General features: G+C 67.3%; 12 protein-coding genes. 8 read left to right on the forward strand and 4 right to left on the reverse strand.

Translation table 11 applies throughout. From position 1 onward, the window contains the following. Nucleotides 1–181 precede the first annotated feature (181 nt). The 8 genes from FHS74_RS23520 to FHS74_RS23555 all read left to right on the forward strand — a co-directional run bounded on the left by FHS74_RS23520 (nt 182) and on the right by FHS74_RS23555 (nt 11719). Nucleotides 182–1096, forward strand: coding sequence for a ribokinase (locus FHS74_RS23520; RefSeq protein ID WP_184806130.1), 915 nt, complete (start codon nt 182–184; stop codon nt 1094–1096). A 167-nt stretch (nt 1097–1263) separates the two neighbouring features. Beyond that, nucleotides 1264–2886: a tetratricopeptide repeat protein gene (locus FHS74_RS23525; RefSeq protein ID WP_184806133.1), complete on the forward strand. Its 1623-nt coding sequence runs from the start codon at nt 1264–1266 to the stop codon at nt 2884–2886. Nucleotides 2887–3278: 392 nt separating this feature from the next. Beyond that, nucleotides 3279–3695 carry a MerR family transcriptional regulator gene (locus FHS74_RS23530; RefSeq protein WP_184806136.1) on the forward strand — a complete coding sequence of 139 codons (417 nt, stop codon included), beginning with the start codon at nt 3279–3281 and terminating at the stop codon, nt 3693–3695. A gap of 128 nt (nt 3696–3823) precedes the next feature. Continuing rightward, on the forward strand, nt 3824–4960 hold the full coding sequence (locus tag FHS74_RS23535) for a thiolase family protein (protein ID WP_184806139.1): 1137 nt from the start codon (nt 3824–3826) through the stop codon (nt 4958–4960). Nucleotides 4961–4986: 26 nt separating this feature from the next. Beyond that, the gene (locus tag FHS74_RS23540; RefSeq protein ID WP_184806144.1) at nt 4987–7329 is read left to right on the forward strand and encodes a 3-hydroxyacyl-CoA dehydrogenase/enoyl-CoA hydratase family protein; all 2343 of its coding nucleotides are present in this window, start codon (nt 4987–4989) and stop codon (nt 7327–7329) included. 67 nt (nt 7330–7396) lie between these two features. After that, nucleotides 7397–9190: an acyl-CoA dehydrogenase C-terminal domain-containing protein gene (locus tag FHS74_RS23545; RefSeq protein WP_184806147.1), complete on the forward strand. Its 1794-nt coding sequence runs from the start codon at nt 7397–7399 to the stop codon at nt 9188–9190. Nucleotides 9191–9411: 221 nt separating this feature from the next. After that, nucleotides 9412–10755, forward strand: a complete 1344-nt coding sequence (locus FHS74_RS23550; protein WP_184806150.1) for a DUF1329 domain-containing protein — start codon at nt 9412–9414, stop codon at nt 10753–10755. Between the two features lie 289 nt (nt 10756–11044). After that, nucleotides 11045–11719 (forward strand): LuxR C-terminal-related transcriptional regulator, encoded by a 675-nt coding sequence (locus tag FHS74_RS23555; protein WP_246463320.1) that lies wholly within the window; start codon nt 11045–11047, stop codon nt 11717–11719. 176 nt (nt 11720–11895) lie between these two features. Here the strand turns inward: FHS74_RS23555 and FHS74_RS23560 are convergent, their stop codons facing one another. From FHS74_RS23560 to pgsA, 4 genes are all read right to left on the reverse strand, one after another. Beyond that, nucleotides 11896–13206 (reverse strand): sensor histidine kinase, encoded by a 1311-nt coding sequence (locus FHS74_RS23560; protein WP_184806156.1) that lies wholly within the window; start codon nt 13204–13206, stop codon nt 11896–11898. Between the two features lie 241 nt (nt 13207–13447). Continuing rightward, nucleotides 13448–13909, reverse strand: a complete 462-nt coding sequence (gene moaE / locus FHS74_RS23565; protein WP_184806160.1) for a molybdopterin synthase catalytic subunit MoaE — start codon at nt 13907–13909, stop codon at nt 13448–13450. Between the two features lies 1 nt (nt 13910). Continuing rightward, nucleotides 13911–14162 (reverse strand): molybdopterin converting factor subunit 1, encoded by a 252-nt coding sequence (gene moaD / locus FHS74_RS23570; protein WP_184806163.1) that lies wholly within the window; start codon nt 14160–14162, stop codon nt 13911–13913. 5 nt (nt 14163–14167) lie between these two features. After that, nucleotides 14168–14797 carry a CDP-diacylglycerol--glycerol-3-phosphate 3-phosphatidyltransferase gene (gene pgsA, locus FHS74_RS23575; RefSeq protein ID WP_184806166.1) on the reverse strand — a complete coding sequence of 210 codons (630 nt, stop codon included), beginning with the start codon at nt 14795–14797 and terminating at the stop codon, nt 14168–14170. Nucleotides 14798–14804: the final 7 nt, after the last annotated feature.

Genomic DNA, 14804 nt, shown 5'->3' on the forward strand with positions numbered 1-14804 from the left:
CAGCCTGTAAAATCAGCCGGCGGCGGGGCCTGGAGCAGATCGCCCAAAGGCGGCATCGCCTTTGGGCGTGAAGCTGCTCACGGACAGACTCATCTATAGCCGGCTGTGGTTCCGATTAAGCGCAGCCGGCTATAGGTTCCGCCGCCGTTCTCTTTTCCGATATCGCTTCCTGAAGGTCTCCATGCCCAAAGTCATCGTCGCCGGCAGCATCAACACCGACGTCCTCACCACCATGCGCCGGGCGCCGCGCCCGGGTGAGACCGTCAGCGGCGAGACCGTGGCCTTCGGCCGGGGCGGGAAGGGGCTGAACCAGGGCATCGCCGCCGCCCGCCAGGGTGTCGCGGTGGAATTCATCGGCCGGGTGGGCCGCGACGCCTTCGGTGATCAGGCGCTGGCCTTCCTCCAGGCCAATGGTGTCGGCACGGGTGGCGTCCATCGCACCGACACGGCCACCGGCACGGCCATCGTCATGGTGGACGCCCATGCCGAGAACAGCATCGTTGTCATCCCCGCCGCCAATGGCGAGGTCTCGGCCGCCGACCTGGACGCGGTGGCCATCGCCGCCGGCGACATCCTGGTCAGCCAGTTCGAGATTCCCCGCGCCACCATCGCCGAGTTCTTCCGCCGGGGCCGCGCCGCCGGCGCCACCACCGTGCTGAACGCCGCCCCCGCGCTGGATGACGCGCCGGACAGCCTGTGGGCCGACATCGACATCCTGGTGGTGAACGAGACGGAACTGGGGCACTTCGCCGGTGTGGACTTGGCCTCGGACGCGGCGGCGGACGCCGTTGCCGCCGCCGCCCGCCGCCTGATGCGCCGCCCCGGTCAGACGGTGGTGGCGACGCTGGGCGTGCGCGGCGCCCTGGCCGTCACCGCCGAGGATCAGGTCATCGTGCCCGGCCGCAAGGTCAAGGCGGTGGACACCACCGGCGCCGGCGATTGCTTCGTCGGGGCCGTGGCCGCCCGCCTGGCCCTGGGCGATACCCTGCCGCAGGCGATGGGCCACGCCAACGTCGCCGCGTCCATCGCCGTCACGCGGGTGGGGGCGGGCGACGCCATGCCCACGGGCGCCGAGGTGCTGGCCCTGCTGGCCTAAACCTGCCCGGCAAGCTTTGCCCGGCGGCGGTCCGGGAACCCGGACGGGATCTCCGTTCTTTGCAATCTTGTGTGTGAATCCAAGGCCTTCATGGCGCGGGGGCGCTGGCATGCCCCTTGCTCTCCTTCTCGGGCAAAGACGCGACCTAGCCCCCCGAGGAGGAGTGGATGTCCTTCGTCCAGGATTGTGTGGACCTGTCCCGCCAGCATCTGATGGCCGGTTTCCTGTCCGAAGCCGAGATGAGCTGCCGTACCGCGCTGGCGACCGAGCCGGTCCACGCCGAGGCCACCCATCTGCTGGGCGTCATCGCGCTGAAGGCCAACCGGCCGATGGAGGCCAACGACCTGTTCGAGCGGGCCATCGCCCTGGACGGGGAGAACTTCCAGTACCACAACAGCCGGGGCGTCCTGCTGTATGGCTGCCGCCAGTTCGAGACGGCGGAGGCGTGCTTCCGCATGGCCGTGGCGCTGAACCCCAGCGACGCCGTCAGCCAGAACAATTTGGGCAACGCCTTGCGGGCCCTGGGCCGCCTGGCGGAGGCCGAGGCCCGCTTCCGCGAGGCGGTGGAGATCAACCCGCGCTATGCCGAGGCCCACAACAACCTGGGCAACACGCTGCGTGAGCTGGGCAGCCTGGAGGAGGCGGAGTTCTGCTTCCGCCACTCCCTGGGCCTGCTGCCCGACAACCTCGACGCCCTCTACAATTTGGGCACCCTGCTGCTCTACACCGGCCGGCTGGACGAAGCCGGCGGCCTGTTCGCCCAGGTGCTGGCCGCCGACAGCAGCCGGTACGAGGCGGCGATCTGCCTGGCCCAGGTGTTCCAGGGCCAGGATCGCACCGAGGACGCCGTGGCGCTGCTGGGCGGCGTCCAGGCCCGCCTGCCGGATAACCAGGCGGTGCAGTACGCCCTGCAGCTGCTGCGCAGCACCCAGGTGCCGGCCTGGCACATCCCCCGCCTGAATGACCACGAACGCAACGACGCCTATGAGGCGGCCCTGCTGCGCGCTATCCGCCCCGGCGACCTGGTGCTGGAATTGGGCGCCGGGTCCGCCTTGGTCAGCATGATGGCCGCCCGCGCCGGTGCCGCCCGCGTGGTGGCGGCCGAGCCGCTGGCGGCACTGGCCACCGTGGCGCGCGAGACGGTGGCGCTGAACGGTTATGCCGACCGCGTCAGCGTCGTCGCCAAGAAATCCCAGGATCTGAAGGTGGGCGTGGACCTGCCCCGCCCGGCCGACGTGCTGGTGTCCGACATCGTCAATGTCGGCATGCTGGCGCCCGACATGCTGGCCATCCTGGATCATGCCCGGCGCAACCTGGCCCGCCCCGGCGCCCGCGTCATCCCCGCCGCCGCCACCGTCTGGGCCCAGCTGATCCAGGCCGACGATTTGCGCCGCGTTAGCCCCATCCGCAGCGTCAGCGGCTTCGACATGAGCCGATTCGACCAGTTCCGCAGCCCCGGCTATCAGCAGATCGACCTGGCGGCCGACGACCACCAGATGCTGTCCGATCCCTTCCCGGCCTGGTTTTTCGACTTCCGTGTCAGCATGCCGGACAGCGACCTGAAAAGCCTGACCATCCAGGCGACGCGTCCCGGCGTCGTCCAGGGCGTCGCCTTCTGGTTCGACCTGCACATGGACGAGGAGGTGGTCTACAGCTCCCGCTCCGCCGCCCGCACCAACCACTGGAAGCAGGCGGTCTACTTCTTCGGCCACGATTTCCCCGTGACCCAGGGCCAGCCCATGCTGCTGGGCACCGGCTACGACCGCACGCAGATACATTTCTTTATCTGAGTTCCCTCAGGCGGCGGGCGCGGGCATCCGCCCGCTTGCCTTGTCCTCGCTGCGCCCTGCGGTGCTCGCTCCGGCGGACGCGGTCGCGTCCTAGGGGGGGGCTAGTGATCAGCGGCATGAGGCGGAGCCTTGTGCCGCTGTAGGACGCGACTGCGTCCGCCCAAAGTTTCTGGGGAGCGAAACGGACCGGAAACTGAGGACAGCCAAGCCAGCGGATGCTGGCGCCCGGCGTTTGAGGGCGCCCATAACTACCCCATGACTACCCCGGACGGATGAAGTTGAAACTTGATTCAGGCCATTGACAGGGGGCGCCTCTGTCTTTACGTTTACGTAAACGTAAGGCGCCGACTCTCCGCTGAATGAGGGGGTCCGGCCAGCCCAGGGAGAGGACCATGCCCGATGGAGCGCCCGTCTCGGCGGTGGAAGAAACCTACACCATCAGTCAATTGGCCGAGGCGTTCGAGCTGACGCCCCGCACCATCCGCTATTATGAAGACGAAGGCTTGCTGACCCCCCGCCGGGAGGGCCAGCAGCGGGTCTACACCCACCGCGACTGGGCGCGGCTGAAGCTGATCATGCGCGGCAAGCGCCTGGGCTTCACCATCGCCGGCATCAAGGATTTCCTGGACCTGTACGAGGTGGGTGACGCCCAGGTCCCGCAGATGCGCTTCCTGCTGGCCAGCGCCCGCGACCGCATCACCACCCTGGAACAACAGTTGCGCGATGTGCAGCAGACCCTGGTCGACCTGAAGGAGATCGAGGGCCTGGTCGTCGACCACCTGGCCCGCAGGGGCGCCCTGGACGCCTGAGCGTCCGGTCGCGCCGCCGCTTTTCCGCCGCGCCTGGACCAGTCCACGGCCCGGCCTTTCCCGCATCCCCATCATCCGGCGCCCGCCAAATGAGGCGCCCCCCGACTGCCAAGGCGAGGAACACACCAATGACTAAAGCCGTTATCGCCGGTTACGCCCGGTCCCCGTTCACGCTGGCCAACAAGGGCGACCTGGTGAAGGTCCGCCCCGATGACTTGGCCGCGGCGGTGGTGAAGGCGCTGGTGCAGCGCACGGGCGTGGACACGGCCGACCTGGAAGACCTGATTCTCGGCTGCGCCTTCCCGGAAGGCGAGCAGGGCTTCAACGTCGCCAAGCTGATCGGCATGATCGCCGGCCTGCCGCAGGCGGTGGCCGGCACCACCGTCAACCGCTTCTGCGGCTCCTCCATGCAGGCCATCCACATGGCGGCGGGCGCCATCGCGCTCGGCGCCGGCAAGGCTTTCATCGCCGCCGGTGTGGAGAGCATGACCCGCATTCCCATGGGCGGCTTCAACCCCATGCCCAACGCCGCCCTGCACGCCGTCAACCCCGGCGCCTACATGTCCATGGGCATCACGGCGGAGAACCTGGCCAAGAAGTTCGGCTTCAGCCGCGCCGACCAGGAGGCCTACGCCGTCGCCTCGCACCAGAAGGCCGCCGCCGCCCAGGCTGCCGGCCGCCTGGCCGATGAGATCGTCGGCATCGACGTGAAGGGCAAGCTGGTGGACAAGGACGGCTGCATCCGTCCGGAAACCACGGCCGAGGGACTGGCCGGCCTGAAGCTGGCCTTCGACCAGGAAGGCACCGTCACCGCCGGCACCTCCAGCCCGCTGACCGATGGCGCCTCGGCCACGCTGGTGACCAGCGAGGAATACGCCAAGGCCCACGGCCTGCCCATCCTGGCCCGCATCCGCTCCGTCGCCGTGTCCGGCTGCGACGCCACCATCATGGGCTACGGCCCCGTCCCGGCCTCGCGCAAGGCGCTGGAGCGGGCCGGCCTGACGATCAAGGACATCGACATCGTCGAGAGCAACGAGGCCTTCGCCGTGCAGTCGATGACCGTGGCGCATGAACTGGGCTTCGACCCCGCCAAGGTGAACCTGGACGGCGGCGCCATCGCGCTCGGCCACCCGCTGGGCGCCACCGGCGCCCGCATCACCGGCAAGGCCGCCAGCCTGCTGAAGCGCGAAGGCAAGCAGTTCGCGCTGGCCACCCAGTGCATCGGCGGCGGCCAGGGCATCGCCACCGTCCTGGAAGCGGTCTGACCGGCCCCGGCTTGAGGAGAGACCCCATGGAAATCAAAAGCGCCGCCGTCATCGGCGCCGGGGTGATGGGCAGCGGCATCGCCGCCCACATCGCCAACGCGGGCATTCCCGTCTTCCTGCTGGACATCGTCCCCCAGGCGGTGAAGGACAATGGCGGCGACCGCAGCGTCGTCGCCAAGAGCGCGGTCGACAAGCTGCTGAAGACGGAACCCGCCGCCTTCATGCACAAGGACGCCGCCCGCCTGGTCACGCCCGGCAACACGGAAGACGACCTGGAGAAGCTGAAGGACGTCGACTGGATCATCGAGGCGGTGATCGAGAACAAGGACATCAAGCACGCGCTCTACCGCCGCGTCGACGCGGTGCGCAAGCCGGGCTCGGTCGTCAGCTCCAACACCTCCACCATCCCGCTGGAGATCCTGCTGGAAGGGGCGAGCGACCAGTTCGCCGCCGACTTCATGATCACCCACTTCTTCAACCCGCCGCGCTACATGCGGCTGCTGGAGATCGTGGCCGGCCCCAAGACCCGCAAGGACGCGGTCGAGACCATCCGCCAGGTGTGCGACGTCCGCCTGGGCAAGGGCGTGGTCGCCTGCAAGGATACCCCCGGCTTCATCGCCAACCGCATCGGCACCTACTGGTTCCAGGTGGCGGTGAACGCGGCCGACGATCTGGGCCTGACGGTGGAGGAGACCGACCTCATCACCGGCAAGCCCATGGGCCTGCCCAAGACCGGCACCTTCGGCCTGTTGGACCTGGTGGGCATCGACCTCGGGCCGCACATCGCGAAAAGCCTGCTGTCCACCCTGCCGGCCCAGGACGATTACCGCCGCGTCTACCGCGACAATCCGTTGCAGACCAAGATGATCGCGGAAGGCTACACCGGCCGTAAGGGCAAGGGCGGCTTCTACCGCCAGACCAAGACGCCGGACGGCGCGCGTGTCCGTGAGACCATCGACCTCAAGACCGGCGCCTACCGCCCCACGGTGAAGGCCGACCTGGCCTCCGCCAGGGAACGCGGCCTGAAGGCCCTGGTGACCCATTCCGACAAGGGCGGCCAGTACGCCTGGAAGGTGTTGAGCCAGGCCCTGGCCTACGCCGCCAGCCTGGTGCCGGAGATCGCGGACACCATCCTGGACGTCGATGCCGCCATGCGCCTGGGCTACAACTGGAAGCAGGGCCCGTTCGAGATGATCGACGCGCTGGGCACCGCCTGGTTCGCCGAGAAGCTGGAGGCCGAGGGCCTGCCCGTCCCCGCCTTGGTGAAGCTCGCCGCCGGCCGCCCCTTCTACAAGGTGGAGAACGGCCGCCTGCACTACCTGACGACCCAGGGCGAGTATGCCGTGGTGGAGCGGGGGGAGGGCGTGCTGCTGCTGTCGGACGTGAAGCGGGCCTCCAAGCCCGTGGCCAAGACGGCGTCCGCCGCCCTGTGGGATATCGGCGACGGCGTGCTGTGCCTGGAATTCACCGGCAAGATGAACGCGCTGGACGATCAGGTCATGGCCCTCTACCGCAAGGCCATCGACATCATCGGCGATGGCGCGTCCGGGGCCTACAAGGCTCTGGTCATCCATAACGAGGGCGACAACTTCTCCGTTGGCGCCAACCTGGGCCTGGCCCTGTTCGCGCTGAACATCGCGCTGTGGCCGCAGATCGAGCAGGCGACGTCCGAAGGCCAGCAGACCTACAAGGCGCTGAAGTACGCGCCCTTCCCGGTGGTGGGCGCCCCCGCCGGCATGGCGCTGGGCGGCGGCTGCGAGATCCTGCTGCACTGCGACGCGGTGCAGGCCCATGCCGAGAGCTACATCGGCCTGGTCGAGGTCGGTGTCGGCCTGGTGCCGGGCTGGGGCGGCTGCAAGGAGATGCTGTACCGCCACACGTACAACAAGAAGCGCCCGGGCGGCCCCATGCCGGCCATCGCCAAGGCCTTCGAGATGATCAGCACGGCCAAGGTGGCGAAGTCGGCGTTCGAGGCGAAGGAGATGCTGATCCTGCGCCCGACCGACGGCATCACCATGAACCGCGATCGCCTGCTGGCCGACGCCAAGGCCAAGGCCCTGGAATTGGCCAAGGACTACAAGGCGCCGGAGCCCCTGGAAATCCGCCTGCCCGGTCCCGGCGCCCGCGTGGCCCTGGACATGGCGGTCGAGGGCTTCCACGGCCAGGGCAAGGCCACCGACCACGACGTGGTGGTGTCCGGCGAACTGGCCTGGGTGCTGAGCGGTGGCGAGACCGACATCACCACGGTGCTGACCGAGGACGACCTGCTGGACCTGGAGCGCGAGGCCTTCATGCGCCTGGTGCGCACGCCCGGCACCATCGACCGCATCGACCACATGCTGTCCACCGGCAAGCCGCTGCGCAACTGACGCTCTGTCTTTGGGGGCCGGGGCGGGCGACCGCCCCGGCATCTTCCAACGCTTAAGGAATTCTCCGATGCCGACCTACAAGGCGCCGCTCGAAGACATCGATTTCGTCCTGAACGACCTGCTGCAGGCCGATCAGCTGACCAAACTGCCGGGGTTCGAGGACGCGACCAACGACCTCGTCACCAGCATCCTGGAAGAGGCCGCCAAGCTCTGCGAGAACGAGCTGCAGCCGCTGAACCGCTCCGGCCATGAGGAGGGCTGCCACTACGAGAACGGCGTGGTGCGTACGCCCAAGGGCTTTAGGCAAGCCTACCAGGCCTATGTCGACGGCGGCTGGCAGGGTCTGTCCATGGACCCGAAGTACGGTGGCCAGGGCTTGCCCCACGCCATCAGCTTCGTGCTGGAGGAGCTGCTGATTTCCGCCAACATGGCCTTCGCCATGTACCCGGGCCTGACCCAGGGGGCGTGGAACGCCATCTATAAGCACGGCAGCGAGGTCCTGAAGGATACCTACCTGCCCAAGATGACCACGGGCGAATGGTCCGGCACCATGTGCCTGACGGAGCCGCACTGCGGCACCGACCTGGGCCTGATCAAGACCAGGGCCGTCCCCAACGACGATGGCAGCTACAACGTCACCGGTACCAAGATCTTCATCTCCGCCGGCGAACACGACCTGACCAACAACATCATCCACCTGGTGTTGGCCAAGCTGCCGGACGCGCCCGCCGGCGTGAAGGGCATCAGCCTGTTCCTGGTGCCGAAGTTCCTGCCGACCGAGGACAACCAGCCCGGCCCCCGCAACGGCGTCATGTGCGGTTCCATCGAGCACAAGATGGGCATCATGGCCAACGCCACCTGCGTCATGAACTTCGATGACGCCAAGGGCTGGCTGGTGGGCGAGCCCCACAAGGGCATGCGCGCCATGTTCACCATGATGAACGCCGCCCGCCTGGGCGTGGGCATGCAGGGACTGGGCATCGCCACCGTCGCCTACCAGAACGCGCTGACCTACACCAAGGAACGCCTGCAGGGCCGCTCGCTGACCGGCGCCAAGGAGCCGGAGAAGGCGGCCGACCCGCTGATCGTCCATCCGGACGTGCGCAAGAACCTGATGACCCTCAAGGCCTTCACCGAGGGCGCCCGCGCCCTGGGCTACTGGGTGGGCATCCAGCTGGACCAGGCCGACCACAACCCGGACCCCAAGGCCCGGGCCGAGGCGGACGAGTTCGTGGCGCTGCTGACCCCGGTGGTGAAGGCCTACTTCACCGACATGGGCTATGAGTGCGCCACCATGGCCCAGCAGATGTACGGCGGCCACGGCTACATCCGCGAATGGGGCATGGAACAGTTCGTGCGCGACGCCCGCATCGCCATGATCTATGAGGGCGCCAACGGCATCCAGGCGCTGGACCTGGTGGGTCGCAAGCTGGGCCAGGACATGGGCCGCCTGCTGCGCCGCTTCTTCCATCCCCTGGCCGCCGACCTGGAATCGGCCATGGAGGACACCGACCTGCTGGAGTTCGCGGGCCCGCTGGCCAAGGCCTTCGGCAAGCTGCAGCAGTCCACCGCCATCATCGCCCAGAAGGGCATGAAGAACCCGGACGAGGCCGGTGCCGCCTCCACCGACTATCTGCGCATCTTCGGCCTGGTGGCGCTGGGCTGGATGTGGCTGCGCATGGTCAAGGTGGCGAACGCCAAGCTGGCCGAAGGCGGTGGCGGCAAGAGCGGCTTCTACGAGGCCAAGATCAAGACCGCCCGCTTCTTCGTGCAGCGCCTGCTGCCGGAGGTGGACTTCCGCTTCAAGGCCCTGATGTCGGGGGCCAAGACCGTCATGGATCTGGAGGCCGACCTCTTCTGAGCCCCACACGCGCCTTATTCTCCGTCGATGCCGGTTCAACAGCCATTGCGCGGCGTGCCGGCATCGACCAAACTATTGAAATGAGAGGATCAAACGCCAATCCCGGGACAGTTGTCCCAGAGGTGGGAAGATCCTTGAAATTAAGCGTTTTGACCAAGACCTACTCGGCTACTGAGACGCACGCGCGACGATAAAAAACCGCGCAATTGGGAGGAAAAAGGATGAAGTGGAGCAACACCGCGTTGGTCGGCGGCGCCCTCGCCGTCTTTCTGGGGGGCATGGCGGGCGTCGCCATGGCGCAGTCGGCGGCGGATCTGGGAAAGACCCTGACACCCAACGGCGCTGAAAAGGCGGGCAACAAGGACGGCTCGATCCCCGAGTGGACCGGCGGCATTACCGCCCCGCCCGCCGGCTTCAAGCCGGGCGACCACTACGTCGATCCCTATGCCGGCGACAAGCCGCTGTTCACCATCACCGGGCAGAACGCGGCCCAATACGCGGACAAGCTGCCGGAGGGCCTGAAGGCCCTCCTGAAGCAGTATCCCGACTACAAGATGAACGTCTATCCGACGCACCGCAGCGCCTCGCTGCCCAAGAGCGTCTATGACGAGACCCTCGCCAACGCCACCCGCGCCAAGCTGGTGGATGAGGGCAACGGCGTCGAAGGCGCCAAGGTGGGCGTGCCCTTCCCCATTCCGAAGACGGGCGTGGAGGTGGTGTGGAACCACATCCTGCGCTGGAAGGGGCTGGCGGTGGAACGCCAGTACGGCCAGGCCAATCCGCAGGCCGACGGCTCCTACACCATGATCGAGATCGATGAGAAATCGAAGTTCCTCTACTCCGACAAGGGGCCGGAGGGCCAGACCTCGCTGTTCTTCCAGCAGGAAGTGACGGCGCCGGCCCGCCTGGCCGGTGAAATCCTGCTGGTGCATGAGACCATGGACCAGATCAAGGAACCGCGTAACGCCTGGACCTACAATCCCGGCCAGCGCCGGGTGCGCCGCGCCCCCAACGTCGCCTACGACAATCCGGGCACGGCGTCGGACGGCCTGCGCACTTCCGACCAGTTGGACGTGTTCAACGGTTCGCCCGACCGCTACGACTGGAAGCTGGTTGGCAAGAAGGAGATGTACGTCCCCTACAACGCCTATCAGTTGCAGAGCGACAAGCTGACCTACGACCAGATCATCAAGCCGAAGCATTTGAACCAGGATTACGCCCGGTACGAGTTGCATCGTGTCTGGGTGGTCGAGGGCAAGCTGAAGTCCGGCACCAGCCACATCTATCCCCGCCGCACCTTTTATGTGGACGAGGACAGCTGGAACATCCTGGTGGCCGACCAGTACGACGCCCGCGACCAGTTGTGGCGCGTGACCGAGGCCCACGGCATCAACCATTATGACGTTCCGGCCTACTGGGCGGGCCTGTTCGCCGTGTACGACCTGCAGTCGGGCCGCTACACCGCCAGCGGCTTCATCAACCAGGAGAAGCCCTACAACTTCAAGGTTGAGCTGACGGAATCCGACTTCTCGCCGGACAGCCTGCGTCGTTCAGGCGTGCGCTGAGGCCGGTGTGCGCTGAGATTTGACGAGGTTGGCGGCGGGGGAGGGACATCCCCCGCCGCCGACAACCGGCCCTGACGGGCTGGCCACCACTGAGATCGCATCCGGCCGGGTTCAGGTCCGCCGGATGCGTGAAGCCTGCGGGGGGAAGGACGCACCTCCCGCAGGCTTTTCCTTTTTCACCGGCGGAATTGGTGCCGGTCAAGTTTCCCTATACGTAAAGCGGGAAATGACGACGCCCGCGCGGGCGTCGGGTAGGGAAAATCGCTCCCGGCCGCGTTAAGCTGGCCCCATGACGCACTTTCCTGGAAAGCCTCGTGTTGCCGCTAACCGTCGGGAACGCGGCCGTCCGCGCCACGCGGATGTCCTGACGCCGGCCGAATGGCGGGTGGTGGAGGCTGTGCGTCATGGCCTGACCAATCCGCAAATCGCCCAACGCCAGGGCGTCAGTCTCGACGCCGTGAAATACCACGTTGCCAACATCCTGCTGAAACTGGGGTTCGCCAGACGGGCCGAACTGCGCCGGTGGCATGGTGTCCGCCGCGCCAGCAACCTCGCCCACAAGGAGCCGTCCATGGAAACGCAGACCAGCCTGGGTCCGGTGGGCCAGATCGCGCGCAGCGTCAAGGACATCACCGCCGCCCGCCGCTGGTACGGCGACGTCCTGGGTCTGCCCCATCTCTATTCCTTCGGCACACTGGCGTTCTTCGATTGCGGGGGTGTGCGGCTTTTCCTGTCGGAAGGTGAGGGGGCGGCCGAGTCGATCCTCTATTTCCGGGTGGAGGACATCCAGGCCATGCACGCCACCCTGACGGCCCGGGGCGTGGAGTTCATCAACACCCCCCATCTCATCCATCAGCATGAGGATGGGACGGAGGAGTGGATGGCCTTCTTCAAGGACAATGAGGGACGTCCCTTGGCCATCATGGCGCAGGTGGGTACCCAGAGCGCAAAGGCGGCGGACTGATACCGGCGGCACGAGATTCTGACTCGTGCGGCTGTAGCCCGCGACTGCGAGCGCCGGAGCTTTGCGGGGAGCGTAGCGGACTGGAAGGTGAGGAAGCCAAGCGACCGGATGGTCGCGCCCGGCGATTGAGGGACGGCATTTGACCGGTCATGATCAAATGCCGTTGGCCCGACAGGTCAGGCGCTGGCCCGTGCGGCGTCGGTCTCGGTCTCGGATGCCGGCAGGCGCACGGTGACGATGGTGCCGCGGCCGGGCACGCTGGCGATGTCCAGCGTGCCGCCCAGCATTTCCACGAAGCGCTTGGTCAGCGGCAGGCCCAGGCCGGTGCCGCGCACACCCGGCTGCTGCGCGCCGCGCACTTGGCCGAAGGGCTTCAGGGCGATGGGCAATTCGTGCGGCGCCATGCCCACGCCGGTGTCGCGCACGATCAGGATCAGGGCGCCGCCCTTGTCGTCGGCCTGCACCTCCACCGTCACCCGGCCGCCGCGCGGTGTGAACTTCAGGGCGTTGGACCCGAGGTTCAGGATGATCTGCCGCACCTTTTCCGGATCGGTGCGCAGTTGCAGCGGCTGTTCCGGCACCTTCACCGTCAGGTCCACGCCACAGTCGGTCGCCAGCGTGCGCAGCATGCGGGCGCTGTCGTGCACGGCGCGGCCGATGTCGATGTCGCGCATATCCAGCGTCACCTGCCCCGACTCGGCCCGGCTGAGGTCCAGGGTGTCATCGACCACGGCGGCCATATGGCTGGCGGCGGCATGCACGTCCTCGGCGTATTCCAGATAGCGGGCGTCGCCCAGCGGGCCGTGGAACTCCCGCCGCAACAGGTCGGCGAAGCCGATGATGGCGTTCAGCGGCGTGCGCAGCTCATGCGTGGCGTGGGACAGGAAGTCCGCCTTCTGGCGGATTTCCGTGCGGGTCTGTTCCAGCGCCGCCAGCAGCGTCCGCTCCCGCGCCTGCATGGCCTCCAGCGACTCCAGCAGGCGGGCGGTGCGGTCCCTGACCTGGGTATCCAGATGGCGTTGCTGCTGGGCGGCTTGGAGGCATAGGAACTGCCGATGGGCGGCGCAGGCCACGCGGGTCACCACCTCCGTCGGGTCGCAATTGTGGGCGATGAAATCACTGATCCCGCGTCGGCGCGCTTCCTCGCGCATGTCCAGGTCCAGCTTTCCCGTGCGCAGCAGCAGGGTGGGGCGGGCGCCATCGGGGAAGGGGGCGGCGGCCAATGCGCCCAGGGCGGCCAGGACGGCGTTCACGGCGGCCGGCGTGTCGCCCGGCTGGTTCAGCACCAGCACATCCGGCGAAAGGTCACGACAGTGACGCGGCAGGTCGTGCAGGTCCTGCCGACAATGGATGAAGCGGAAGCCGCCTTGGCGCAACAGATCCACCAGGGAAATCAACAATCCCTGATTTCCGTCCACCAGCAGGATGGTGGCGTTGCGCTGGTCCTGGCCCAAAAGGTTGGCCGAGTTCTTGAACAGTTCGGGCATGGGGTCTCTAAAGCTGATCCCCCACTTTACAGGACTTTCGGCCCGATGTCGCGTGGCGTGCGCGGAATTCTGACTAAACCCAAAGTCTTGGCCAAGGATTTAGTTAATGAGTCAGAGACTAGCCCATGGAGATTGGAATCCTCGCGTAAGACCCATGGGGTTGGGGCAATTCACGCGATACCTAAAATTTGGCCGATGTTTTTGCCCTCTTTTTGCCATTCCGCTGGCGCGGGTCCGCTTTTCAGGGCGTGCGGGTGTGCCAACGATCGGCGGCGGCCTCGTCTTCCTCCTTGGCCGAAACCCAGCGGTCCCCGTCCGCCGTTTCCTCCCGCTTCCAGAACGGGGCCTTGGTTTTCAGCCAATCCATCAGGAACCAGCAGGCCTCGAAGGCGGCGGCGCGATGGGCGCTGGCGCAGGCGGCCAGCACGATGCGGTCGCCTGGCAGCAGGCGGCCATGGCGGTGGATGATCAGCACGGCATCCAGGGGCCAGCGCGTCCGCGCCTCGGCCTCGATGGCGGCCAGCTGCCGCTCCGTCATGCCGGGATAGTGTTCCAGGGTCATGGCGCTGACGGCGTCCCCGCCGGCCACGTCGCGCACCAGGCCGACGAAACTGGCCACGCCGCCCACGGCGGTGTTGCCGTCGCTCAGCGCCGCCAGTTCGGCGCCCACGTCGAAATCTTCGGCCTGGACGCGGATCGCCATGTCAGCCCCCGGTGACCGGTGGGAACAGCGCCACCTCGTCATTGGGCGACAGGGGGTGGTCCAGCCCGACATAATCCTGGTTCACCGCCACCTTGACGACGGCCCGGTTGGCCAGGGCGTCGGCGTAGCCGGGCCCCCGCGACCGCAGCCAAGTGATGAGGTCGCCGGTGGTGGCGACATCGGGCGGCGGTGCCAACTCCTCCTCCGAGGTGCCGATCTTGGTGCGCAGCCAGGCGAAATAGAGAATGCGCATGGACGTCACGCCCCCGTGCGGACAGGCGTGACCGCCGTGGGCGCTTTTGCGGCGGGTTCGGCGGCCGGGGGGGCGCCCGTGGGGTTCAGCATGTGGCGCAGCCCCGCCCGCAGATAATCCCAGCCGGTGATCAGGGTCAGGACGGCGGCGGCCCACAACCCGATCTCCCCCACCACCCGTACAGGCAGCCAGCCGGGCCCGTGATCGCCCACGATCAGCCAGCCGATGGCCATCAGCTGGATGGCGGTCTTCCACTTGGCCAGGCCCGAGACCGGGACGCCGACGCGCAGGCCGGCCAGGAACTCACGCAGCCCCGACACCATCACCTCACGCAGCAGGATGATGACGGCCGGCAGCACGGCGTGGCCCACGATCTTATGGTCGGCCACCAACAGGAACAGCACGGCCGCCACCAGCAGCTTGTCGGCGATGGGGTCGAGGAAGCGGCCGATGATGGATTCCTCGTGCCAAGCCCTTGCCAGATACCCGTCGAAATAATCGGTGATGCCGGCCAGCGCGAACAGGCCAGCCGCCGTCCAGGCCGTCCAGGTCGCGGGGAACCACAGCAGGGCCAGGATGACGGGGATCAGGGCGATCCGCGACAGGGTCAACAGGTTGGGCAGGCTGGTCAGCATGAAGCGG

The sequence above is a fragment of the Nitrospirillum iridis genome, from assembly GCF_014205765.1.
Classification (GTDB): domain Bacteria; phylum Pseudomonadota; class Alphaproteobacteria; order Azospirillales; family Azospirillaceae; genus Nitrospirillum; species Nitrospirillum iridis.

Coding starts and splice junctions, on each gene's coding strand:
- moaD (WP_184806163.1), bottom strand. CDS start 14,162: ATGCGCATTCTCTATTTCGCCTGGCTGCGCACCAAGATCGGCACCTCG.
- moaE (WP_184806160.1), bottom strand. CDS start 13,909: ATGGCGATCCGCGTCCAGGCCGAAGATTTCGACGTGGGCGCCGAACTG.
- FHS74_RS23555 (WP_246463320.1), top strand. CDS start 11,045: ATGACGCACTTTCCTGGAAAGCCTCGTGTTGCCGCTAACCGTCGGGAA.
- FHS74_RS23530 (WP_184806136.1), top strand. CDS start 3,279: ATGCCCGATGGAGCGCCCGTCTCGGCGGTGGAAGAAACCTACACCATC.
- FHS74_RS23545 (WP_184806147.1), top strand. CDS start 7,397: ATGCCGACCTACAAGGCGCCGCTCGAAGACATCGATTTCGTCCTGAAC.
- FHS74_RS23560 (WP_184806156.1), bottom strand. CDS start 13,206: ATGCCCGAACTGTTCAAGAACTCGGCCAACCTTTTGGGCCAGGACCAG.
- FHS74_RS23525 (WP_184806133.1), top strand. CDS start 1,264: ATGTCCTTCGTCCAGGATTGTGTGGACCTGTCCCGCCAGCATCTGATG.
- FHS74_RS23520 (WP_184806130.1), top strand. CDS start 182: ATGCCCAAAGTCATCGTCGCCGGCAGCATCAACACCGACGTCCTCACC.
- FHS74_RS23535 (WP_184806139.1), top strand. CDS start 3,824: ATGACTAAAGCCGTTATCGCCGGTTACGCCCGGTCCCCGTTCACGCTG.
- FHS74_RS23540 (WP_184806144.1), top strand. CDS start 4,987: ATGGAAATCAAAAGCGCCGCCGTCATCGGCGCCGGGGTGATGGGCAGC.
- FHS74_RS23550 (WP_184806150.1), top strand. CDS start 9,412: ATGAAGTGGAGCAACACCGCGTTGGTCGGCGGCGCCCTCGCCGTCTTT.
- pgsA (WP_184806166.1), bottom strand. CDS start 14,797: ATGCTGACCAGCCTGCCCAACCTGTTGACCCTGTCGCGGATCGCCCTG.